Annotated in this window: 19 protein-coding genes and 1 pseudogene; 14 read left to right on the top strand and 6 right to left on the bottom strand. The window is 69.9% G+C overall.

The window, feature by feature from the left end; all coding sequences use genetic code 11:
* Positions 1-93: 93 nt before the first annotated feature.
* A complete protein-coding gene (locus tag BXY45_RS13940; RefSeq protein WP_245961822.1) occupies positions 94-333 on the bottom strand; it encodes a site-specific integrase in 240 nt (79 codons plus the stop codon).
* A 2-nt stretch (positions 334-335) separates the two neighbouring features.
* On the opposite strand from BXY45_RS13940, the gene BXY45_RS13935 reads away from it, so the two are divergent.
* The 8 genes from BXY45_RS13935 (at position 336) to BXY45_RS13905 (ending at position 11,406) form a co-directional block, all read left to right on the top strand.
* Complete coding sequence (locus BXY45_RS13935) at positions 336-2,888, top strand: cell wall-binding repeat-containing protein (protein ID WP_245961826.1); 2,553 nt, start codon at positions 336-338, stop codon at positions 2,886-2,888.
* 209 nt (positions 2,889-3,097) lie between these two features.
* Positions 3,098-3,997 (top strand): transposase domain-containing protein, encoded by a 900-nt coding sequence (locus BXY45_RS13930; protein ID WP_109775100.1) that lies wholly within the window; start codon positions 3,098-3,100, stop codon positions 3,995-3,997.
* A gap of 168 nt (positions 3,998-4,165) precedes the next feature.
* Positions 4,166-4,312: a hypothetical protein gene (locus BXY45_RS23340; protein WP_170131515.1), complete on the top strand. Its 147-nt coding sequence runs from the start codon at positions 4,166-4,168 to the stop codon at positions 4,310-4,312.
* A 189-nt stretch (positions 4,313-4,501) separates the two neighbouring features.
* Positions 4,502-5,224: a hypothetical protein gene (locus BXY45_RS13925; protein ID WP_109775099.1), complete on the top strand. Its 723-nt coding sequence runs from the start codon at positions 4,502-4,504 to the stop codon at positions 5,222-5,224.
* A gap of 305 nt (positions 5,225-5,529) precedes the next feature.
* Positions 5,530-5,760, top strand: a complete 231-nt coding sequence (locus BXY45_RS23335) for a hypothetical protein (protein WP_170131514.1) — start codon at positions 5,530-5,532, stop codon at positions 5,758-5,760.
* A gap of 113 nt (positions 5,761-5,873) precedes the next feature.
* The gene (locus BXY45_RS13915) at positions 5,874-6,155 is read left to right on the top strand and encodes an IS66 family transposase (protein ID WP_109775097.1); all 282 of its coding nucleotides are present in this window, start codon (positions 5,874-5,876) and stop codon (positions 6,153-6,155) included.
* 364 nt (positions 6,156-6,519) lie between these two features.
* Positions 6,520-8,070, top strand: coding sequence for an IS66 family transposase (gene tnpC / locus BXY45_RS13910; RefSeq protein ID WP_146211203.1), 1,551 nt, complete (start codon positions 6,520-6,522; stop codon positions 8,068-8,070).
* A 429-nt stretch (positions 8,071-8,499) separates the two neighbouring features.
* A complete protein-coding gene (locus tag BXY45_RS13905; protein WP_170131513.1) occupies positions 8,500-11,406 on the top strand; it encodes a cell wall-binding repeat-containing protein in 2,907 nt (968 codons plus the stop codon).
* A gap of 200 nt (positions 11,407-11,606) precedes the next feature.
* On the opposite strand, the pseudogene BXY45_RS24735 reads toward BXY45_RS13905, so the two are convergent.
* The 3 genes and pseudogenes from BXY45_RS24735 to BXY45_RS13890 form a co-directional block, all read right to left on the bottom strand.
* A pseudogene (locus BXY45_RS24735) lies at positions 11,607-12,065 on the bottom strand (hypothetical protein); the annotation flags it as partial.
* Positions 12,066-12,371: 306 nt separating this feature from the next.
* Entirely contained in the window at positions 12,372-12,791 is a 420-nt protein-coding gene (locus BXY45_RS13895; protein WP_109775094.1) for a hypothetical protein, read from the bottom strand.
* Between the two features lie 424 nt (positions 12,792-13,215).
* On the bottom strand, positions 13,216-15,885 hold the full coding sequence (locus BXY45_RS13890; RefSeq protein ID WP_170131511.1) for a cell wall-binding repeat-containing protein: 2,670 nt from the start codon (positions 15,883-15,885) through the stop codon (positions 13,216-13,218).
* Positions 15,886-16,998: 1,113 nt separating this feature from the next.
* Here BXY45_RS13890 and BXY45_RS13885 point away from each other — a divergent pair.
* The 3 genes from BXY45_RS13885 to BXY45_RS13880 all read left to right on the top strand — a co-directional run bounded on the left by BXY45_RS13885 (position 16,999) and on the right by BXY45_RS13880 (position 19,713).
* Positions 16,999-18,525, top strand: a complete 1,527-nt coding sequence (locus BXY45_RS13885) for an SIR2 family protein (protein ID WP_170131510.1) — start codon at positions 16,999-17,001, stop codon at positions 18,523-18,525.
* 144 nt (positions 18,526-18,669) lie between these two features.
* On the top strand, positions 18,670-18,801 hold the full coding sequence (locus BXY45_RS24565) for a hypothetical protein (RefSeq protein WP_281270595.1): 132 nt from the start codon (positions 18,670-18,672) through the stop codon (positions 18,799-18,801).
* A 255-nt stretch (positions 18,802-19,056) separates the two neighbouring features.
* On the top strand, positions 19,057-19,713 hold the full coding sequence (locus tag BXY45_RS13880; RefSeq protein WP_170131509.1) for a nucleotidyl transferase AbiEii/AbiGii toxin family protein: 657 nt from the start codon (positions 19,057-19,059) through the stop codon (positions 19,711-19,713).
* A gap of 191 nt (positions 19,714-19,904) precedes the next feature.
* Here BXY45_RS13880 and BXY45_RS13875 read toward each other — a convergent pair whose 3' ends face one another.
* Together BXY45_RS13875 and BXY45_RS13870 are read right to left on the bottom strand one after the other, a co-directional pair.
* Positions 19,905-20,354 (bottom strand): hypothetical protein, encoded by a 450-nt coding sequence (locus BXY45_RS13875; RefSeq protein WP_109775090.1) that lies wholly within the window; start codon positions 20,352-20,354, stop codon positions 19,905-19,907.
* Between the two features lie 61 nt (positions 20,355-20,415).
* Complete coding sequence (locus tag BXY45_RS13870; RefSeq protein ID WP_109775089.1) at positions 20,416-20,829, bottom strand: hypothetical protein; 414 nt, start codon at positions 20,827-20,829, stop codon at positions 20,416-20,418.
* A gap of 250 nt (positions 20,830-21,079) precedes the next feature.
* Here BXY45_RS13870 and BXY45_RS13865 point away from each other — a divergent pair, with 250 nt between their 5' ends.
* The 3 genes from BXY45_RS13865 (at position 21,080) to BXY45_RS13855 (ending at position 22,690) form a co-directional block, all read left to right on the top strand.
* The gene (locus BXY45_RS13865) at positions 21,080-21,412 is read left to right on the top strand and encodes a hypothetical protein (RefSeq protein WP_109775088.1); all 333 of its coding nucleotides are present in this window, start codon (positions 21,080-21,082) and stop codon (positions 21,410-21,412) included.
* Complete coding sequence (locus tag BXY45_RS13860) at positions 21,409-21,735, top strand: type II toxin-antitoxin system PemK/MazF family toxin (RefSeq protein ID WP_109775087.1); 327 nt, start codon at positions 21,409-21,411, stop codon at positions 21,733-21,735. Before BXY45_RS13865 ends, BXY45_RS13860 begins: the two co-directional genes overlap by 4 nt.
* A 454-nt stretch (positions 21,736-22,189) precedes the next feature.
* Entirely contained in the window at positions 22,190-22,690 is a 501-nt protein-coding gene (locus tag BXY45_RS13855) for a helix-turn-helix domain-containing protein (protein ID WP_211319569.1), read from the top strand.
* The last annotated feature ends 287 nt before the right edge of the window (positions 22,691-22,977 follow it).

Raw genomic sequence — 22,977 nt, 5'->3', positions numbered from 1 at the left:
CAGAGCGTTAGCAACTCCATGATGTGGAGGGCCCCGTGCCCGCTCGCAACTCCAGCGGGTCACTCGCCAAGATCGCACCTACTGGCGGACGCTCTAAGCACGAACCGCGTACCAGCGGTTCTGCCGGGTTCCCGAGGCGAGACCCGCTTCCTCGGCCTCGCGCAGCCAGGCGCTGAACTCCGCGGCGCTGACCTCGCCTGCAGATGCGGCCTCCGGGTCCGCCACGAACTCCAGCAGCAGCCGCACGCCCCGGGTCCACGCGTAGACCGTGGCAGGAGCCAGTCGTTCGTAGTCCCGCAAGTGCGCTTCGAAGCGCGCCAGCCGATCGTGCACCGCTGCACTCTGGCCGATCTCCAAGCCCGACCAACCGGCGTGGCGCTCGCCTGTGGACGAATTGGTGGAGTCGGTGGAACATCTGGCTGATCGGTGGCACCACGGTCATCCCCAAGTCCGTCGAGGACGCCATCACGGGTGACGGCTACAAGGTCCAGCGCATCAACGGCTCCGACCGCTACGAGACCGCCAAGCTGATCGCCGCCAAGGGCGCCGAGCTCTCCGGCAAGAAGCCCTCCAAGGTTTTCGTCGCCTCGGGCACCTCCTTCGCCGACGCACTCGCTGTGTCCCCGATCGCCTTCGCGAAGGGCTACCCAATCGCGCTGACCGAGAAGGACTCCACCTCTCAGTTCACCAAGGACGAGCTCGGCGCCATCGGCACCGACAACAAGATCCTCGTCGGTGGCACCGCGGTCGTCTCCGACAAGGTCGCTGCGGACCTGTCCATCAAGTCCGACGCTCGCGTCGCCGGTGCTGACCGCGCCGTGACCGCCAACCTGGTCTCTGACTGGGCCAAGAAGTCCGAGGGCTTCAACCCCGCCAACGCTGCCCTGGTCGGTGGCACCAACGGCAACGGCGCTGACTCTCTGGTCGCCTCGGCCCTGCTGGGCAAGTCCCTCACCACGCTGCACTTCGCTGGCTGGGACGCCACCAACGTTTACCTGAAGGACCACTCCGCTCAGCTGACCGGCAAGGGCTTCGTCTTCGGTGGCACCGCTGCCGTGTCTGGCGACCAGGTCAACAAGGCTCAGTCCGCCGCTCAGGCCGTTGGCAGCATGCTCAGTGCGAGCACGAGCGACGACGCCATCAAGAAGGTGTCCTCCCTCACGGTCTCCAGCAAGGCCAACCAGGGCGCGGTCACCTACACGGTCTCCGTGGCGGACACCTCCGCGACGGTCAACATCGGGCTGATCGACGCGGACAGCGTGACGACGGTCAACAACGCCCCGGCCTTCAAGGGCTCGTCCCTGATCGCCACCACCCTCGGCGCTTCGATCGAGTCCGTCAACGGCGCGGTGCTGAGCTCCGCCGCCGCCTCGGGCAACACGGTGAAGACTTCGGCCTCCGCCAAGTCCGGAACGGTCACCTTCACGGTCGACTCCGTCGCCGCCACCAAGGTGGTTCCGGTCATCTGGATCGACAAGGCCGGCGGGACCGCCGCCTCCCTCGACTTCGCGACTGCTCCTACCGCGACGTCTCCGCAGGTTCCGTCCGAGACCTTCACGCTCGCCTCCCCCACGCGCTGGATCCCCGAGGACTTCGCCGGTGGGACCGTGGGCAGCGACGAGACCGTGGTCTTCGTCAACAAGGACGCCAAGTACTTCACGACGGCGAACGGCACCTACCACTACGACGACAACGACGCGTACGCAATCCAGGCGACTAGCTCGGTTCCGCGAGGCATGGACTACTTCGTGTCGCGCCTCACGGTCGGTGACACGCTGAAGAGCGGTTCCGTCTACGCGCCCACCGCTGCTCAGCAGTCGAAGTTCGTGCTCGACAACATCAACCCCGGTGTCCTCGGAACGCTGGCTGCGGCGAGCGCCACCAACTCCTCGATCTTGGTGACGGTCCCCTCCGTCGCCTCGACGGGCTCGCCGACGGTGAAGATCTACCTGAAGGAGGGTTCGGGCAGCACCATCACGACGGATGACACGCTGGCCGCCACCTCCACGGCCGACGCTGACTCCACCACGGCTGGCTACCAGGTCAAGCTGACCGGGCTGAAGGCGGGTACCACGTACTCTGTCGCCGCCACGCAGACCATCGACGGCGAAGAGTCGACGATCTCTGCGTCGCAGAACCTCTCGACGCTGCAGAACACCGTGCCGGTCTCGCCCAGCGTCGTGGTCTCTGACGCGCAGGCCTCCGGCGCCAGCGGCAACGGCAAGCTCAGCTCCGGTGACATCATTGAGTTCACCTTCGACCAGGCCGTGACCGTCGACAGCGGTTGGTCGATGACGGTCCGCAACACCACCTCCGGTGGCGTGACCAACGTGACGCTCGACTCCAGCAACGCCACCGTCAAGCAGCTGAACAGCGGCAAGACGCTGCAGGTGAAGCTGACCGACGACTTCCCGGTCTCGGGCAACTTCTCCCTCGACTCCTCTGGCAGCCAGCTGGTGCAGGTGGCATCCGCGTCGGGCATCAAGAACGACACGGGTGCCTACGGCCCGCTGTTCAGCGCTGACCGCGAGATCGTGAAGGGTAGCGGCTACACCGCCGTCACGCTCGACTCGACCAAGCTGACGGTGAACTCGAGCGTCAACGCGACCGCCCTCGGCTTCGGCGTGGCGAACACCAGCGGCCTCGGCAGCGCCGGCTCTTACTACGTGAACGTCTTCGACGCCACGACCGGCCAGCTGCTCGCCACCTCGGGTCGCCTGACCAACACGTCGGACGCCCACACGGCGGCTGCGAACGACCTGACGCTGGCCAGCGGCGTCTCCAGCCTCGCTGCGGCTCGCTCGGTCAAGGTCGGCATCGTCATGTCGCCGAGCGCGGGTGTCCAGGGTGAGCTTGTTGCTCTGAGCTCGGCCATCTCGGTCAGCTGATAGGCCAGCAGTAAAGAGCGGGCCAAGACCTCTAGGTCTTGGCCCGCTCTTTTGCCGCCGCTCGCCTGCTCATGCAGTGCGAGAGGGCCCACGGCCGCAATGCCACGTAGCTTAGTGATGATCATGCTCTGAGGTGGGTGGGATGTCCGGGTTTGCCGGTTTGGCTGCGGGTAGTGGGGGTCTTCGGTTGTCATCGACGGGTGCCACCGATGAGGATCGAGGAGGCCGCCATCGGTCCCGGCGCCGCGGCCGAGGCCGAGGCCTCCCTGGCCGAGCAGGTCAGCGCCCTGGCAGCCTCGATCAAGGCGTCGGTGGATGAGCGGACGTGGGCGGGGCTGGTTCAGCAGCTGACCGGGGAGCTGACCGGGGAGGCGGCTGGGGAGGCGGTGCGCCGGTGCGTGCTGCCGCGGGGGTCTGGAGCGGGCCAGGATGCTCGGGTGGTCGCCCGCGAGCAGGTCAGCATTGGGATCCTCATCGGCGCGGTGCATCACGACGTCGTGGCGGCGGCGTTGGCTGCGGCGGGGGTGCGCGCCAAGCGCAGTGACGCCAAGCTGCCCCCGCAGGTGGTGGTGTACGTGCTGATGGGGTTGTGGCTGTTCGCTGATGAGGCCTACCAGGAGGTCTGCGCCAAGGTCACCGGCTACCTCGATGAGCTGGGGCTGTGGGCTGCGCCGTGGAGCGCCCCGACGGCCAGTGCGTTGTCCCAGGCCCGCAAGAAGGTCCCCGAACAGGTGGTGGCCTCGGTGTTCTCCCAGGTCGCGGTGCCGTTGGCTGGGGAGTTCACCCCGGGGGCGTTCGTGGGGACGTTCCCCGGGCCGACCTGGCGGATGCTGGCCATCGACGGGTATGAGCTGGATGTCCCCGACACTGCCGAGAATGCAGCCGCCTACGGCTACGCCACCACGAGCACCACAGCCAGCACCACCACGAGCACAACGGCCAGCGCCACAGCCAGCGCCACAGCCAGCGGGACAGTGCGGCAGGCGGTGGCGCAGGCGGTGGCACGGGCGGTGGCGCAGGTGAAGACGGGCAGGTGCGCCCCTCGGCCTACCCCAAGGTGCGGGTGGTCTCGATCGTTGAGGCGGCCACCCGCGCGCCCCTGCACGTGAGCTTCGATGCCCACGCGGTGCTGCCCGATGGGACCTACACCTCCTACCTGCGCCCACCGCGCGCCAGTGATGGGCCAGCGGTGCTGGTGCGGGTCATCGAGTACACCGTGACCGCCACCGACACCGACGGCTCACAGGCCTCGGAGGTGTTCGCTAGCCACCACACTGATGGACCCCGCAGCCCACCCAGCGGCGGCGCTGGCGGCGCTGTACCACCAGCGTTGGCAGGCTGAGACCGGCATCGCGGACCTGAAGACCACCGTGCGCGGCGGCCCGGAGGTGGTACTGCGGTCCAAGACCCCCACCGGGTGTTGAACGTCGTGAGGATGCCGACGGGCGGGGCGTGGGGCGTCACTGAGGATGCCGATGTCGCTGTGAGCCTCGAGTGCGTCAGGGTGCCGACGGGTGTCGTCACCGTGTCGACGCCGCAGACACAGCAACGGCCCCCCTCGTTCACTTCGCGGGTGCCAGGGGGGCCGTGCTCGGCGCTCGGAGGCACCGTTGATGACCGTAGAGCTCGATCCGGCCGGCGTCGAGGCACGCCTGACCACCGGTGCCCTTGCCTGCCCGGCGTGCACAGGCGTCCTGGCCGGGTGGGGCTGGGCCCGACCCCGGATGATCCGCGATGGGGACCGCCGGGTGCGTCTGGCGCCGCGCCGGGCCCGCTGCACCGGCTGCGCGGTGACCCACGTGCTGCTGCCGGTGCTCGCGCTGGTCCGCCGCGGCGATGCTGCCGCGGTGATCGGGTGGGCGTTGACCGCCAAAGCCGCTGGTCGGGGCCACCGGTGGATCGCTGACCGGCTCGCCGTGCCGGCGTGCACGGTGCGGGGTTGGCTGCGTCGCTTCGGGTCACGGCTGGGCGGGGTGGAGGCGTTCTTCACCGCCGCCGGGATCGCCATCGCCATCGACCCGGTCATGGCTGCAACCGGCGGGTCAGCGTGGGCGGACGCGGTGCTGTGGTTCGCGGCCCTGGCCGCGGCCCGCTTCGCCAGCGGTCCTGGGCGGACCCTGGGCGCGGACCTGGCCGTCGACGCCAGCGACGGCAGCGACGGCAGCGACGGCAGCGACGGCAGCGACGGGGTGTGGGCGGCGGCGACCGCGGCCAGCCACGGTCAGCTGCTGACCCACCTGGCCCGTGACCTCGTCGGCCTCGTCGGCCTCGTCGACCTGGTGACGTCCCCGCCGGTCCCGGCGCCGTCGATGTGGATCAACACGAGCTGCCCCTGACGCTGACGGGGCCGGTCCTGGTCGGCTTGACCTCGGCGCGTCGCTCGGCGCGTCAGCGAACGCCTCGCAGCACGCCCTGGCCCCCTCCCCGGCGCTGCGCGCACTTGCCAGGAGGACCCGTGACAGCTACGCCCCCACCGTCACTTCCACCGTCGACGCCCCCACCGTCGACGCCCCCACCGTCGACGCCCTCATCGACGTCACCGTCGGTCCCGCCGCCTGGAAGGGGACCCCGGCGGCGCCTGTCGTCCCCGGGTGCGGCTGGGGCGGCGCTCACCGCCCGCGACAACGCCCAGAAGATCGCGATGTTCCGCTACCAGCTCATCCGCGACGCCGCCGATCCCGCCCTGAGCCCCCGCCAGCGCGGCGCGGCGGTACGGGCGCTGGCCGCGCGCACCCACACCGACGCCTTCGGTAACGAGGTCACCTACTCCCGTGACCACCTCGACCGCTGGATCCGCGCCTGGCGCGGCCTCAGTGGCGGTGTAGTCCCGGCGCGCCACCGGCAGCGCACGAGGCGGGCGAACGTGGTCTAACGGTGAGCGGCCGGAGACCCCGAGCGTGGTGAGCCAGCGGTAGTAGGCGTTCAGGGAGTACCAGTGCCGTTGCTGGGTGGCGGAGCTGAGACCGCGCTGGCCTTCGTGGTCCGGTGAACCTGCTGCTGCGGATCGAGGGTGAGCAGGAGGCCTACCTGCGGTTCGCCCGTGACTTCGCGGTCCCGTTCACGAACAACCAGGCCGAGCGTGACCTGCGGGAGGTGAAGCTGCGCCGGAAGGTCTCCGGGTGCCTGCGAACCGTCAAGGGCCTGGAGACCTTCAAGGCGATCTGCTCCTATTTGCCCACCGCCGCTCGGCAGGAGCGAGCCTCGTTGGTGGTGCTGCGGGAGCCGTTCGAGGGCCGGGTCTGGATCTCTCCGCTGGCCACCGGCTGAATAGCTACTCACTATCAACGCTGAGCGCTTCCCCGTCTGATTCGTCCCCGTCTGTCAAGGTGGTGGCGCGCTGCGGTGCGTCTTGTTGCGTGCGTCACCGTGCCGATGACGTCCCTCCCCCCGGGAGGCGACTGTGCTGCACCTGCGTGTGCGGGTCCTGGTGACAGGGTGGTGGCGATCACCGCGTCGATGGGTTGCGTCACGTTGCCGACCTCGCCGCGGTTGACCTACCCCGGCGGTAGCTATTCAGGAGGTCGGGCAGCGCGGTGACCGCTGCGGGGTTGCCAGCCGATGGTGGTGCAGGTGAGGGTGGTCTTCCCGTCGCTGGCGGCGGGCTGTGTCCTTCCCCGCACAGAATGGCGTGGTGCTGCCCGTGGACGCCTCGGCGCTCGGCTCGGCCTCCCGCGAGGAGCTCATCGCCCTCGTGGTGATGCTCTCTGAGCAGGTCAGCGCCTTGACTGCCCGGATCACCGAGCAGGACGCCCGGATTGCCGAGCAGGACGCCGTCATCGCTGAGCTGACCGAGAAGCTCGCCGCTGCGACGGCGACGTCGCGGACCTCGTCGAAGCCGCCGTCCTCGGATGGGCTGCGCAAACCTCCGACGCCGGCGCCGACCTCACGGCGCACCAAGACCGGCCGCAAACCCGGTGGTCAGCTCGGTCACGACGGCGCTGCGTTGGCCCAGGTCGCCGACCCGGACGATGTCATCGACCACCGCCCGAGGGCATGCTCGGGGTGTGCGGCATCGCTGGCCGATGCGGTGGTGACCTCGATCGCGGCTCGTCAGGTCGCTGACCTGCCCGAGAACGTGCGACTGGCCTGGACTGAGCACCGCATCGCCACCTGCGTGTGTGAGTGCGGTGCGCGCACCAGCGCCGGGGTAGCTGATGGGGTGCCGGCGGGGGTGAGCGCCCCGGTGCAGTACGGACCGCGGGTGCGGGCGGCCGCGGCGTGGCTGGTCGCGGAGCACTACCTGCCCATCGCCCGCGCGGCGGCGGTGCTGGCGGGGTTGAGCGGGGCCGCCCCCAGCGCGGGGTCGGTGGCCACCTGGACCGCTGCGGCCGGGGATGCCCTCGCCGCCGACGGCGGGTTCCTCGATGCCGTGGCCGCCCAGCTCGCCGATGCCGACGTGCTGCACGCCGATGAGACCGGGCTGCGCACGGCGGGGTCACTGGCGTGGGTGCACGTGGCGTGCACCCTGGCGCTGGTTCTCCTGTCGGTGCACACCGGCGACGGGCGCCGCGGGCGGGCCGCCATCGACCGGGCCGGCGTCATCGGCAACCTCAAGCCCGGTGCAGTGCTGGTCTCGGACTACTGGGCGCCGTACTTCTCCTACGCCGCGGTGCACGCTTTGTGCGGGGCGCACGTGGTCCGCGAGCTGCGGGCGGTGTGCGAAGCGGCACCGGCGTGCACCACCGAGGACGGCTCCCAGTCCTGGGCGGGGAAGATGCTGCACTTCCTGGAGAGCCTGAACGCCGAGGTCAGGACCGCACGGCAGGAAGGGCGCCAAGAGCTGGACCCGGCGGTGTTGGCCGCCAAGGTCACCACCTTCGAGAAGATCCTCGCCCTAGGGCATGAGCAGAACCCGCCCCCGCCGGGTGGGTGGCTAGCGGCGTCGCGGCGGCCGAAGGCGGTGAACCTGCTGCTGCGGATCGAGGGTGAGCAGAAGGCCTACCTGCGGTTCGCGCGTGACTTCGCGGTGCCGTTCACCAACAACCAGGCCGAGCGTGACCTGCGGGGGGTGAAGCTGCGCCAGAAGATCTCCGGGTGCCTGCGCACCGTCAAGGGCGCGGAGGTCTTCGTGGCGATCCGCTCCTACCTACTCACCGCTCAGCGCCAAGGGCGGGCCTCGCTGGTGGTGCTGCGGGAGCTGTTCGAGGGCCGCGTCTGGATCCCCCAGCTGGCCACCACCTGAATAGCTACCCCCGGCGAACGTCCTGGGGGTGACTGATAATTATGAGATCGGCATCGGTGATGACGTCGTCGGCAACGAACGCAACCGGCACCACGCAACCAGCGGCACCACGAGCCGGTGGCCTCCCACCCCGGGGTGGGAGGCCACCGGCGTCTCGGCATTGCGCCTGTGTCCTTCGTCTTGGCGCCCGACACGCCGGTCAAGATCCACCGGATCGTGGCGGCCGACCCCGAGCATGAACGCCTGACCTCCGCCCACACGCAGCCGCGGGGCGTCCGCCGGGTGCACCACGAAGGGGATCCCATGACCACCGCCACCACCGTGCGCTCCCACCGCGGCGCCAGCGACCCCCCGCCGCCACTGAGCCCGAACAACCACCACCGCGGCCACCGGCGAAAGGTAATGGGGGGACTGACCCGCATTGGCGCGGTGAGTGCGACCCTGTCCTGCGCCATCGCTGCCCTGGCCGCCCCCGGCGTGGTCGCCGCGCCGGTCGCCGGGTCGTCCACCTTGAGCTTCCTCGCCGGCACCGGCACTGCCGGGGCGGCCACCTCCGGCGTTGCGGCGACCGCCTCCCCGCTGAGCTACCCCCAGGGGGTGGCGGTCGACTCCGCGGGCAACGTCTACATCGCCGAATCAAGCAACCACCGCATTGTCAAGGTCGATGCCAGCACCAGCCAGCTCAGCTTCGTCGCCGGCACTGGCAACTTGGGGGCAGCCACCGCCGGCGTTGCGGCCACCTCCTCCCCGCTGAACAACCCCCAGGGGGTGGCGGTCGACTCCGCGGGCAACGTCTTCATCGCCGACTCGAACAACCACCGCGTCGAGAAGGTCGATGCCAGCACCGGCCTGCTCAGCTTCGTCGCCGGTGATGGCACCCAAGGGGCAGCCACCGCCGGCGTTGCAGCCACCTCCTCCCCGCTGAACACCCCCTCGGGCGTGGCCGTCGACTCCGCGGGCAACGTCTACATCGCCGACACGAACAACCACCGCATCAACAAGGTCGACCACAGCACCGGCCAGCTCAGCTTCGTCGCCGGTGATGGCACCCAAGGGGCAGCCACCGCCGGCGTTGCAGCCACCACCTCCCCGCTGAACAGCCCCCAGGGGGTGGCGGTCGACTCCGCGGGCAACGTCTACATCGCCGACCCGAGCAACAACCGCGTCTCGAAGGTCGATGCCAGCACCGGCCAGCTCAGCTTCGTCGCCGGCACCGGCACCGCCGGGATAGCCACCGCCGGCGTTGCGGCGACCTCCTCCCCGCTGAGCGCCCCCGCGGGGGTGGCGGTCGACTCCGCGGGCAACGTCTACATCGCCGACTCAGGCAACAACCGCGTCTCCAAGGTCGATGCCAGCACCGGCCAGCTCAGCTTCGTCGCCGGCACCGGCACCGGCGGTGCTCCCACTGCCGGCCCCGCCACGTCCTCCCGACTGAACTACCCCTATGGGGTTGGCGTGGGTGCCGCGGGCAAGCTCTACATCGCCGACACCTTTAACAACCGCATCGAGAAGGTGACCCTGCCCACCGGGACGCTGCCGACCATCACCTCCACCGCCCCGAGCACCGCCACCGCGGGTGCTGCTTTCTCGGCGACCTTGGTCGCTTCGGGTACGCCCTCGACGTGGAGCGTCTCCGCCGGGTCGCTGCCTAGCTGGCTGAGTCTGAATTCCTCCACCGGGGTGCTGTCCGGAACAGCGTCCTCCACCCCGGGGGCGGTGCCGGCGTTCACGGTGCGCGCCACCAACACCGCCGGCTACGACGAGCAGACCATCAACCTCACCATCAACGCACTCACCGCACCTGGCGCACCGAGCGCTGTCACCGCGGTGGCAGGGGTCGCCTCGGCGGCCGTCTCCTGGGCCGCCCCGGGCAGCAACGGCGGCTCGGCGATCACCGGGTACACCGTCACCGCCGCTCCCGGTGGCGCCACCTGCGCGGCCGCCACGGTCGCAGGGTGCTCGGTCACGGGCCTGACTCCCGGGACCGCCTACACCTTCACTGTGACCGCTACCAACCTGATCGGTACAGGGTTGCCCTCGGCGGCGTCCACCTCGGTCACGCCCACTGCGCCGCCGTCCTCCGGTGGCGGTTCCAGCTTGCTGGTCCAGCAGATCACCACGGGCGCGCCGTCGAGCCTGGCGTTGAACGCGCGGACGGCGGCGCTCAACGCGGTCGCCTCCGCCGGGGGGACGCTGAGCTACACCAGCGGCTCGCCGTCGGTGTGCACCGTCGACGGCGCCGGGATCATCACCGCGGCCAAGGCCGGGACCTGCACCATCACGGTCACTGCTGCTGCCACTGCCACCCACGCCGCGGCGAGCAGGAACCTCACCATCACCATCACCGAGGCACAGACCGTGGTCGCCTCCTTGCCGGCTGGGCCGCAGCGCTTCGCCGGAGCCGACCGGGTGGCGACGTCAGCGGACATCGCCGAGAAGATCTTCACCACTCCGCCGGCTGGTACCAGCCGCAACGTGGTGCTGGCCACCGCCGGTTCCTACGCCGACGCACTGCCCGGCTCCCGCCTAGCAGGCCAGGTCGGCGGACCCCTGCTGCTCACCAACGGCAACCGGCTCAGCGACGAGGCAGCCACTCAGGTCAAGCGGCTGGTCGCCGCCGGCGGCACCGTGTACGTCCTGGGCGGGGACAAGGCCCTGTCCGACGCCGTTGAGAGCGCCGTGGGTGGCTTGGTCGTCGGAGACAGCGTGCAGCGCATCGGCGGGGGTGACCGCTACCAGACCGCCGCGATGATCGCTGATGCCACCACCAAGCGCGCCGGCGACGTCGGGCCGATCTACCTGGTCACCGGCCGCGACTTCGCCGACGGCGTCAGCGTCGCGGCCTACGCCCAGTCCACCGGCGGGGTGGTGCTGCTCACCGACGGGGACACCCTCCCCGCCGCGACCGCGAAGTACCTCGCTGACCACGACCCCAAGGGTGAGCGCGCCGTCGCGATCGGTGGACCGGCCAAGGCCGCCGCCACCACCGCAGGCCTGGCCGGCGCGGCGGGTCGTGCCGTGGTGGGGGCTGACCGGTATGAGACCTCCGCCAAGCTCGCCGCCGCCATGAAGACCCCCACGAGCACGACGGTCGCCTCAGTCGCCTCGGTGGGCATGGCCGGCGGGGCTTCCTGGCCTGATGCGCTGTCGGGGTCGGCGGCGATGGCGGCCCTGGGGGGTCCGCTGCTGTTGACCCCCACCGGCTCCGAGGCAGTGCCGGCCGCCACCACCTCAGCGCTGGGTGGGCTGGCCGCTCAGCGGGTGCTGGTCTTCGGTGGCACCTCCGTCATCCCCGGTGCGGCCTACGACCGAGCGGGAGCGCTGCTGAAGGGCTGACCCCAGCCGCGGTCTGATCAGCCGACCCACACTCCGATGGCCTCCCACCCCACCCCGGGGTGGGAGGCCACCGTGTTGCGCGTCGCATCTGATGCCGACGACGGCATCACCGCCGATGCCGACCATCGGCATGCAAGAGGGCCCCGCCGCGGTAGCGGCGGGGCCCTTCTTCGACGTGGAGGTGCACCCGGCCCGTGTGCTCAGTCGGCGGTAACCTCCGCGAGGGCGGCTCGTGCTGCGCTCTCATCCACGATCGCCTTGCCCGCCGCGAGCATCGCCGTCTACGCCTTCTACGCCGTCAACGCCGTCAACGCCGTCAACGCCGTCAACGCCGTCAACGCCGTCAACGCGAGGTTGTTCACCGCCCGCGGGTACCCCCGACTCGAGGTGTGGATCGACGCCGCCGCATCATCACTGAACAGGGTGTCCACCCGTCCTGCCAAGGCGACGTGATGCTTCAGGTAGGAGCAGGTCTCGGTCGCGCTCATCCCTGGCATCGCGTACCGCAACGCGATCCGCTGGTCCAACGCCGCCAACATCCCGTGCTTGATCATCCGGCGTAGTGTCGGCTGCCCCACCAGCAGAGCCGCGAACGGGCTGGTGGAGTACATCCCACCCATCTGCCGGTGGTTGGTCAGCATCCGCAGAGCTTCCAGCTGGGCATCGATGAACGCGAACAAGTAGGTCTTGCGGTCCGGCGATCTTTGGGCCATGCAGTGCGTCGCCGGTCCACAACTCGTTCGGGGACACGCACCGCCGCACCACGCTGGCGGGGGCTCAGGGCGGGGTCGGCGGCTTCGCGGACAGCCCAAGCCGGGAAGCGCCTCGAGTAGCAGGCGCGAGGCCGTGGGCGAGCAGGCGACGTCGAGGGCGTTGCTCAGCGAGGACCTGCTCGACCTGGGCGACGAGCGGCGGAGGACCGACGAGGTCCTTGAGGGCGACGTCGAAGTGGGTGAGGTGGGTCGTCAGATCAGCGCGATCACCGCGCGGCTGCGCAAGCTTGGTGACGCTGTGCCGGGGCACTGCTTTGCGCGAGGCGTGGACGGCCTCTTGATGTCATCAGCCAGGGCCGCGTGCCAGGCCCGGCCTCCCGGGCGGACAGCCTGTAGGGCGATGCGTACCACCACCAGCACCCCCTGCTGGCGCTCGCGCAGCAGCCTGGAGATCGCGGTGAAGGCCCTCTCCAGCGAGGCCTCGTAAACCTCCCGGGCCCGCGTGGCGTCCTGGGCGCTGGTGGTGACGGCCTTGGTGGCATCGGCGATGACGGCTGCCGCCTCGGGCCCGAGGTCGACTCCGTGCTGGGCGGCCATCGCCCCTCCGAGGGCACACCCCGCGCCGGTGGCGGCGGCCAACGCGGTCTTGAAGTAGCGTGGTACAACGCTCATTGGCCTCGGGAGGTAGGTCGGCGCGTCCGAGGGCCTGCGTCACCGCGGTGACGACCTCCTGCGCGACGGCGGTCGGGCCCCCGACCATCCACGGGTCGAGCCTCACGACCCGCTCGTATCCGCCCATCTTGCCGATCGTGAATTTCACCTTGCTGCTCTTACCGCTGCCCCACGGCCCCACCACGGCGGCGACCGTGCTCGGCTCGTGAGCTAGCAGCCCATCGAGGACCCGCGACGCAGCGCGTGTGAATGGGCCTTGGTGGAGGAGGTCCTCCGTTCGTCACGGTGTCGAGAAGGGCCCCGCCGCTGTCGCGGCGGGGCCCTTCTGCGTGTCAGTGGTCAGCATCGGCGGCATCGCCCGGCTGAACATGACAGAGCGGGCCGGGACCTGAAGGTCCCGGCCCGCTCTGTTGAAGGCGAGCTATCAGAAGGTCGCGGAGATGCTTCCCGTGCCAACCGTGGTGCCGTAGGTGTCCGTGTAGAGCGCTGCCTTGGTCGCGTTCAGCGGGGTGACCGTGACAGTACCGGTGGTGATCGCGGTGCCGGTGAAGGTCGCGACGGTGTTGTTCGCGGTCCACGCGACAGCAGTGGCCGTGCCGGCCCCCGTGATGGTCCAGTCACTGAACGCCGCGCTACCAGCAGGGGTCACCGGCTTGTTGAAGGTGACCACCACAACGTTGGAAGCGCCCTTGGTGATGGAGACAGGCGCCGGAGCCGCCGTGAAGTTCATCGTCGACAGCGTCCACGTCACAGTGCCATTCGAGATGGAGGCCTGGACGCTGCCCTGGCGAGCACCCGTCTGGATCCGATTCACCATGGCGTCGAACTGCGCCAGCGTAGAGGTCGTCCCGTCGATCGTGTACACGTTGTTGCCGGTACCGGTCGCGTAGACGCTCGTCGCCGAGCTGTAGTCAGCCTGCGTGGCGATCGTGTCGCCGTCAGCGTTGACAACGCTCACGTGGTGGCCGCTCGAGTCGACGTCACCCACGGCCACCGTGCCCGCGAGGGGCTTGCTGGTCAGGGTGAGCGACGACGTCGTGTTCGTGGTGGTGTCGGCCGGCTGGTAGACAACCGCGTCACCCGCGGTGGCAGCGGCCACGAAGTCAGCCTTGGAAGCGACGGTCCCGTCCACGATGAAGCGGCTGACGTCCGCGTAGGTCACCTTGCTCGCGGTCCCGGCGGGCGACCAGTAGGCGAGCTGGGTCGAGTTGGTTGCCGTGGGCGTTCCAGAGATGGTCACCGAGTCGGCCACCATGCCCGCCAGCTTGCTCGGGGCGGCGTTGACCAGCGTCACCTTCTGGACACCACCGGCCTTGGCGTAGGTGACCTGGTCACCGACGCTGACGGGGCTGACGACCGCCGCAACAGCCGGCGGGCCCGTCACGGCAGCTGCGCCGGTGAACGCTGCAGACGTGGAGGCGGTGCCGTCGATGGACACCGCGTCGCCGGTCGTGGGCAGCGGGATGGTGAACGTGGCGCCAGCCGTGCTCTTCACCGTGAAGGCGGTGATCGGCGACGAACCGGTGACGCTGGCCACGGTGCCGGAGATGCTTCCGCTGGTGAGTGCCACCGTGCGGATGTTGTTGAGGTCAGCCCCCGTGCCCTTCACCGAAACGGTGTCGCCGTAGCTGATCGCACCCTCGAAGATGCCCTGCGAGACGCTCTGACCGTCCACCGTGTAGTTCACGAAGGCGCCACCGGTCGTGTAGTTGTACGAGGTGGCGCTGGCGCTAAGGAAGGGCAGCTTGGTGCCGGTGATCGGCTCGACCACGGAGAAGGTCTTCGCCGAGGTGTCGTAGGCACCCACAAGGCCGCTGGAGAAACCGGTCGAGGAGACCGGCACCAGGGTGTAGGTGGCAACGTCGCCAGCCACAGAGACGGAAACGGTAGCGCCGACGGCCAGCGAGGCCACGAAGGCACCCTGCGTGGCTGCCGAGCCGCTCACGACGTACTTGTCAGTGGACTTCAGCGTGTACTTCTTGGCGCCCTGGCTAGCAGCGTCAGCAACGCTGAAGGAGGTGTTGCTGTAAGCGGTGACGATCTGCCCCACCGCAGCGGCAGCAGACTGGGCTGCGGACTGGGCAGAGGAGACCTGGCCGTCGGAGACGGCGGCCTTGCCACCGAAGATGAAGCCCTTGCCGGTCAGCTCCGCGGAGTGGTCCTTCATGTAGGTCGCGGTCGCGTCCCAGCCAGCGAAGTGCAGGGTGGTGAAGGACTTGCCCAGCAGCGGGGCGGCCACGAGGGAGTCAGCGCCGTTGCCGTTGGTGCCACCGACCAGGGCGGCGTTGGCGGGGTTGAAGCCCTGGGTCTTCTTGGCCCAGTCGCTGATCTTGTTGGCGGTCACGGCGCGGTCATCACCGGCGACGCGAGCGTCGGACTTGATGGAAAGGTCTGCGGCGACCTTGTCGGACACGACCGCGGTGCCACCGACGAGCACCTTGGAGTCGGTGCCGATGACGCCGAGCTCCTTCTTGGAGAAGTCGGAGGTGGAGTCCTTGTCGGTCAGGATGATCGGGTAGCCCTTGACGAAGGCCACCGGGGAGACCGCGAGGGCGTCGGCGAAGGAGGTGCCCGAGGCGACGAAGACCGTGGAGGGCTTCTTGCCGGAGATCTTGATGCCGGCCTCGGCGATCAGGGCGGCGGTCTCGTAGCGGTCGGAGCCGTTGATGCGGGTGACGGTGTAGCCGTCGCCCTTGATGGCGTCAGCGACGGAGGCGGGGATGACCTTCTCGCCACCGACCAGCCAGATGTTCTTGGCGCCGAGGCGCTTGATCTCGGCCTTGGTCTGGTCGTCGGCGCCCTTGTCGCTCACGTAGAGGATCGGGGCGTTGGCGACACCGGCGAGGTAGGAGGCAGTGAGGCCGTCCACCGTGGCGTAGCCGTTGACGAGGATGACGTTGTCAGCCTTGTCGAACGCAGCCTTGGAGGCGGCGACGGCAGTGCCGTAGCGGTCGTCGCCCGAGATGCGGTTGTCGAACTTGAAGTTGGCGTCAGCAGAAGCGGCCGAGGCGAGGGCGATAGCGCCACCACCGAGGCAGACCGCGAGAGCGAGCGTCCCCGCGGCGGTGCGCTTCGCCATGTTGCGAGCAGACATGTGAATGTCCTCCATGGAATGAACGGTTGGGGACGCAGGTCCCCGGGCCTGGGAAGGACCCGGGGTTCCGGGTCTTCCAGATCCGCCGTCCGGCGGATCCGGACATTACGGACTGTGTTGCTTCCTCACCTCTCGGTGACGACATGGAAGAAGTTAGCCCGCCCGCTGCCCCAGACGTGGGATTTCCAAACATGGCGCGTGTCGGCGTGTCGCAGCGCGGCAAAAAAAGCCGCTGACCTGCGGTGACGCCGAACCACACCGTTGTGGTCCGCGCGTGTCGCGGCGGCGTCGCCGAGGCGGAGCGCGCCTCCCGGGAGCCAGGTGAAGCTCCCCCGATCGGCGTACATGAACAGTGCCCGATCCCGACACGCCACGCGCCGCGACACGCCCCATTTGGCTCGCAAACCTTTTTGTGTCTCGCTCGTCACGCGAGTCACACCAACGTCGATATCGGTGAAAATCCTCATCAATACGGACAGACTGCCGCTCGCGACCTGCGCGTTTGCCCAGACTTGCCTGCCTCGCGGCCCCGAAACGGCCATCGCACCCGCGACGTCACTCAGCGTCACCGCCCCTGGCGCCCTCGGGCGGCACAACCCTCAGCGCGTCGCCGTCCGCGACGACGTACACCGACACGGCGCGCAGCGCGCAGGTCGTTGACACGGACCGTCGCCGTCGTCGTCGTCCCGGAGCGTCAGCACGCCACGCCGGAGCGGTCCACCCGTCGACGGACGGAGCACCTCCGACGACCCGTCAACAGCTCCCGCCGACGGGCCGACGGCGCCCGGCGGATCGCGAGGACGCGCTCGGGGCTGCGGGGGCGGCACGCCCTCAGCGGCTCGGCTCGTCCGGCGAGTCGAGGTGTCAGGGGTCCCGCGTACAACGGGCTCGTGCTCAGGCCACCGCTCGACCCGCTGCTGCCCCTCGCGGCGACCCTCCACGCCACACCCGGGTCGCATGCCCTCCTCCTAGGCGCAGGTGTCTCCAAGGCCGCGGGCCTGCCGACGGCGTGGGACGTGGAGGAGGAGCTGATCCGGCGGGTCGCGACGCTCAGAGGGTTCCTGGACGTCAGCGCCGACCCCGCTGGAGCGTCAACGCCTCCTGGCCGGCTTCTTGGAGCCGCGACCCGACGCCGAAGACCCGGCCGAGCGTCGAAAACCCACGGCCGCACACCGTGCCGTCGCCCGCCTCGTGGCCGACGGCAGCGTGCGCGTGGTGGTCACCCTGAACGTCGACAGGCTGGTCGAGCGGGCACTCGCTGACGCCGGCGTCGACCCGGTGGTGGTCTCGTCAGCAGACGAGGTCCGGGGACTCCCCCCGCTGAACACGGTGCGCGCCCTGGTCGTGCACCTCCACGGTGACTACCGCACGGCGCAGACCATGAAGAACACCCACGCCGAGCTGGCTGCATACGACGCCGCGGTCGTCACGTTCATGGAACGGCTCCTGCACGACCACGCGCTGGTGCTGGTGGGGTGGTCGGCCACGTACGACCCCGCACTGCGCGGACTGCTCAGCCGCGCGATGCGGCAGTACTTCACCTCGTACTGGGTGGAGCCGGGCTCCCTCAGCTCCATCGCCGAGGACCTGCGGGCGCTCAAGAGCATCGTCACGGTGCGGGCCACCGCGGACGCGGCCCTCGGGGCCCTGGCCGACGCGGTGGCCGCGCTGCGGGACCGGGAGGCCAGGCACCCGATGAGCACGCCCGTGGCGGTCGCCACCGCCATGAGCAAGCGACGTGCGGCGCGGGAGGCGATCGACATTGCACTGCAGGACCCGTCATCTCGGTGGACGGCTCTACCGCGTGGACTGGCACCGGCCAACGGGCTGGTCATCGACACGCCCCGCCCCATGGAGCGGATCGATGCGTCCTCCGCTCATCTGGGCTTCAGCCTGTGCGCCTTCATCCCGACACCGCCTGGCTCGACCACACCCCCGCCGGGTTCCCTGTGGTCCTCGGCGACGCGCTGGGTCGACGAGGGCGATCCCGTCACGCGATGGCTGGCAGACGCCGCTCCGGCGTGGAACTGCCGCTCTACAGGATGGCAACGAGTCGTCGCGGACGAAGGGCTGAAGATCGTCACCGCGCGCCTCGAGTCGGGGGCGTCCTCGACGTCCAGGCAGGCGAGACACCCCGTCGTGGCGGTGGCTCAGGTGTCGCGCAGCCATCCCGGGCCCGGGAGCTCGCCTCCCGGCTTGTTCCTGGTCGTCCAGACCTCAGCGTGGATGGTGGAGCTCGACGCCGACCGGCATCCCTTCGGCGGCGCCCGGCCCGGGGAGCTGCTTCCCGCCGCGATGAGCCCCGGCGAGGTCGCTGAGATGCTGGATGCGTCGTTGCAATGGCTGCTCACAGCAGTTCAGAGGTCGGGCCCGTTGCTGTCGCCCGAAGAGTCGATGAACGCGGTCCACCTCGACGTGAGATCCACCGGCGCACTGCCAGTGGCCCAGCTGGTGCGGGGATTGGACGAGGTGGAGTGGCGGGAGGGCGCCACTCCCCTGCAGCTCCATGAGCAAGCGGTCCTCGAGCGAAGGGCTGTCCAGGCCGTCGCTCGCCGATCGCGGCGCGTGACAGACCAATGGCTCCGACGCTGGCTCGAACGGGCCGGGGCTGAGAACCCTGGGGTCGTCGCGTGGCGGTGACCGCGGAGGCGGGCCGCCCAGAGCCAGCTCGCGGCGCCTGGGCCTGAGCAGCGTGGAAGCGGCTCCTGGCGAGGAGGTGCCGGTGTACGACGCTGCTCGCACGGTGGTGGATCTGATACGCCTGCGCCGCAGGTGGGACACGACGTGGCGTACCGCGCCGTGAACCGCTACCTCGCCCGTCCGGGGGCTCACCGCAGCGCTGTCTACGAGTACGCCACAGCCCTGCGGGTCAAGGCGGCCACCCTGACCGCCCTCGACGTGGCCTCCGCGCAGTGAGCAGGGTCGACCGGAGCTCACCCGGTGGCCGGGAGTACCTCGACCTGCAGAACCAGGCGAGACGAGAGGGGACGGCGCTCCAACAGGTCCTGACCTTCTAGGCACTGGAGCGGTGGCCCGCCCGCCTGGCGGTCTCGCCGTACGCCGACTAGTTCATCCTGAAGGGCGGCATGCTGCTCGCAGCCGTGGACACCCGGCGCCCGACGGTGGACGCCGACACGATGGTCCGAGGCATCGCTGCCGACGCAGGCTGCTGTGACCGAGGTGGTGGCGGCGATCGCAGCGCTACCGGACCCTGACGGTGAAGGCCTCGACGGCATCTCCTTCGACACCGCTTCGTTGAAGACGCGCCGGATCCGTGAGGAAGGGCTGTACGCCGGCGTCCGCGTCACGCTCGACGCCCAGCTGGCGACAGCTCCTCTGAAGGTGTGCCTCGACGTCAATACAGGAGATCCGATCACTCCTGGACCGCAACGGGTTCGGCTGCCGTCGGTGCGTCCGGGCTCACCCGCCGTGAGCGTCCTGGGGTACCCGCTCGAGACGGTCCTCGCGGAGAAGCTCGCCACGGCCATCGAGCTGGGCGAGGTCAACACACGCATGAAGGACTACGCCGACGTCTGGACGCTCACAGGACGTCGCTCCTTCACCCATGCGACGGTCCGCACCGCCTTGATCGCGACGACGTCCTATCGCCGCACCGCGCTCGTCCCCCTGGCGGACCGCATCGCAGCCCTGGCGACCATGCGTGCCGCTGCGTTCGCGGCCTACGGGAGGTCACTCGGCGCCGCTGGCTCACACCTGCCGGCCCGTCTCGACGAGGTCGTCGCGGACGTCGTCGCCTTCGCCGCCCCCTTGGTGTCAGAGCGTCAAGCGGGCTCGACGTGGATGCCCGCCTCTCGGTCGTGGAGCTGACCCGCGCTCACGGCCTGGTGAGGGTTCCGGGCGCACGCGCTGAGGCGGTGACCTGCACTCTCGCCAGCGCGGGAGCCAGCACACGCGTCATCGTCCGACCCGCGTGGTACTTCTGAGCGAGAAGTACGTCGTCGGGGCCTCACGCAGCACGGCGCACACCGTCGACTGTTGCGTCGACGGGCACGGGCACGTCAGCCAGCGTCGAACGGCTCTGGGCGCGAGCAGGAGCAGGGACGGGTGCGGGCGGGAGCATCGGCGCGGCGAGCCACTCCCCTGCCACGCCACTCCGAGGCCCGCGCTTCGCGCCTGATGGCCACCGCCTCCTCGGCGCGCTCGCTGCGCGGGGACGGCCTCTCGTCGTCGTCCTCAGGAGAGCCCGTGCGCACCTCCAGCGCGAACTCCAGGCGGTAGGGAGTGCCGTGCCGGTAGATGGCGATGCTCCCGGTGCGCCCTCCCGTGGTCGCGGCAGCACCGTCGGTGGTGAGCAGGGTGCGCTCGAAGCCCTGCGGCAGGCCGACGCGCAGGCGGAAGTCGCCGGACCGGTCCTCCGGCTCCACCACCCAGTCACCGGCACCGCCCTCCCCCGTGGGCGGCGCACCCGGCAGGCTGACCAGGGAGAAGGCCAGCCGGACGCGGACCACCTGGACTCCCCTGACCGTCCGGGCGTGCTTCGCGAGGAGCGTGTCGAGGTCGTCCGCCTGGTCAGGGCGCAGCGCCAGCAGCAGCTGCCCGTACGGGTAGCCGATGAGCAGCGACCTGTCGTGGCGCCGCGCGAGCCCGACCAGTCGAACGCGGCCACGGCGAAGGGATCGTCGCCGTGGGAGCGCTGGAGGGTGGCCAGCGCCGCCGCAGCAGCCGCCGCAGGGAGGAGAGGGGCACCGCCTTGTACCCGCCGGCCCCCGCGAGCAGTGGCATGAAGGTCTCCACGGCGAGGTCGACGGTGTCGCGCACCGCCTGCCACGCGTCGCCGGAGAAGTCGTGCAGGGCGATGCCGTGCGTGCGCGCGTACGCCACCGCGTGCTTGGTGAAGCCGCGTGTGGACATGAGGCTGTACTGGTAGGCGACCCGGCGCATCGAGGCGTTCGCAGGGCAGTGGTGGTTGACGTCGGCCGCCATCGATCTGCGCTTGCTGGTTCGTCGTCGTCCTTGTCCTCCACCAGCGACATGCAGCCCCTTGAGCGACACCTCCTCGGTGCCGAGCAAGCGAGTTGAGTCCGAGCGGACGCGCTGCCCTGGTGAGCAGGTCCAGGAGAGACTCCTCGACCCCTGACCATGCGGAAAGCGCGCTGCGGCAAAGAGTGCTGCATTCTCAGCATCACTTCAAGCCTCGTTGCCTGATGCCGATTCAGAGGCCATGATGGGTGACATGAGCGCAGCTACTTCCGGCACGACCGCTACCGCGTCCGGCAAGAAGGCGCGCAAGAGCGTGTCCATCTCCCCGCGCGACCTGCGCGACCTCGCCTTGATCCGCGAAGCCCCCCAGGCCGCGGGCCTGGACGCGACAGACGCCTCCGAGTCGGCCGTGCTGGCTCTCGCCCTGCACGAAGGCATCCGTGTGCTGCGCGAAGCGCAGGAGGGCGCCCTGTACGCGCAGGAAGCTGAGGAGATCACTGGCAGCGCGGCGCTGTCCGCCGAGCATGAGCAGCTCCGCCGTCGCCGCGCCCGCAACGCAGCCGCATCGGAGGACTCCTACCGGTGACGCAGTACGTACGAGGACGGATCTACCTCGCCGACATCGGCCTCACCGATGAGAACGACCGGCCTGTGCCCAAGTACATGCTCATCGTCTCGAACAACGGTCGGAACAAGGGCCTCACAGCGCTGGCCGTCCGCCTGACGACCACCCACCGCCCCTTCGCCAGCCACGTCGCACTTCCACCGGGTGAGGTGTGGACCGGATACGTCAGCTGCGATGACGTGGTGCAGCTCTACGACGAAGACCGGGTCAAGGACGCGGGGGCGCTCTCGCCGGTGGCCATGAGGGCGGTCGAAGAGGGCCTCCGCATCGCGCTGGGCCTCTGACCGCCAGGCTGGCGACCACCCCACGGCGCTCCAAGGCCAATGCCGGGCGTCCCGGTGCTCCCGGCTCGACGTGCGCGAGGCCCTCGAGTCGTGATCCGGAGAGCAGAGGTGCACGAGAGCAGTGCTGATCGAGGACGAGCGACCATCTGGGCAGACGCACCGCTGCCCGACCAGTCGACGGACGCGCTCGACCGTGGGCTCTTCTCCCGGAGCGCCGCAAGGATGCTCGGCGACGTCCTGCCCACCTCCGACCGCGTCGTCGCGGCCCTGGTCGGCCCGTGGGGCAGTCCGGCAAGCAGATCTTCGCGTGGCACGACGCACCGTTGCTCCACCACAGATGAACAGTTGTTGCAGTTATCTGCCGATGGAGGTCACTGTGGCGACGATGGAGCATCTGGTGGCGCCGGGCTCGGTGACCGGGCGCTTTCCGCTGACGCTGTCCGGAGCGCTCAGGGTGTCCGTCTCAGTGGGCGACGAGCACCTCGACCTCAACCCACGCGGCGCCATGCTGGTCAGCAAGCTGCTCGAGGCGGACCCGAGCCTCCTGCGGGAGTTCGAGGCACTGCTGGACCGCGGCTCGGCACCTGAGTGGATGAGCCCAGAGGAAGCGGCGGCGGTGCTCGGCGTCTCGCGACCGACGGTGGTGAGGTGGGCCAAGGCGGGCAAGCTCACCGACCAGCCGGTCGGCACACATCACCGTTACCCGCGAGCTGAGGTCGAGCACCTCCGCGCAGAGCGAGCCGCATCAGCTGCAGCGAATCGAGAAGCAGCTCAACGCGCCCGCGCGCAGGCTGCTGAAATGCTCGACGTCCCGCCAACCCCTGCCGAAATGATCGAAGCGGGACGAGCCCTCCGCGAGGGACGCACCGCAGCCGCCGAGGCGATCTTCGCCAGGGCTCATCGCGCAGACGCACGCAGGTCAGCCGGATCGGCCCGCACGTCGACCGCAGAGTGAGCCGCCACGAGGAAGCTTGGTCCGACCCGCTGGACGGCGAGTACGAGCTCCGCGTGACTGCCCGGGCACGAGAGGACCTCAGGGCCGACAGGTGATCCGTGGGAGACCTCGCCGCCATCATCGGGGCGAGCGACTGGGGGCGACTGGTCTCGAAGTTCGCGGACATCCGCTCCCGGAACCCCAGGGGCACCGAAGCTCCGCTGTCGCGGGTGCACCGTCCTGACATCGACAAGCTCGACGGCGAGGATGGCCAGCGGGCGGCCACCTGGCACGACACCCAGCACGCA

The sequence above is a fragment of the Quadrisphaera granulorum genome (genome assembly GCF_003149145.1).
Lineage (GTDB): Bacteria > Actinomycetota > Actinomycetes > Actinomycetales > Quadrisphaeraceae > Quadrisphaera > Quadrisphaera granulorum.
This window is presented reverse-complemented; position numbering and strand designations above follow the sequence as displayed.